General features: G+C 62.8%; 1 protein-coding gene. It reads left to right on the top strand.

Features of this window, described 5'->3' with window-relative positions:
* Positions 1 to 69: 69 nt before the first annotated feature.
* Positions 70 to 274 (top strand): hypothetical protein (locus tag ACZ3HG_RS23630; RefSeq protein ID WP_465334798.1); only part of this gene is annotated, 205 nt, incomplete at its 3' end.

The raw sequence follows: 274 nt of genomic DNA, 5'->3' as shown, positions 1-274 counted from the left end.
AACTTCATAAACAGACTGTTCCGGCCCGCCACAAGCGGCCGACGGACAGCGCAAAGGAGAGTGAGCAAGATGACAGCGATTGCCGAACTGCGCGCGGGCTTCGACCAGCTCAACCGCGATTACCCGGCGGTGCATAAGACCAAGGAAGACCTGTTCTGGGACACCTATATGGCGGTGTCCGACGACCACGATTGTTTCGCCCGCGCGGAAGCCGCCTACAAGGCCTTCATCTCCAGCCCGGAGCGGTTGACGGCGGTGCGCGCGGCGCTGGAGG

Source organism: Erwinia sp. PME.40.26/001, from assembly GCF_055556675.1.
Note: the sequence above shows the minus strand (reverse complement) of the source record. Positions and strands in the feature narration are given on the sequence as shown.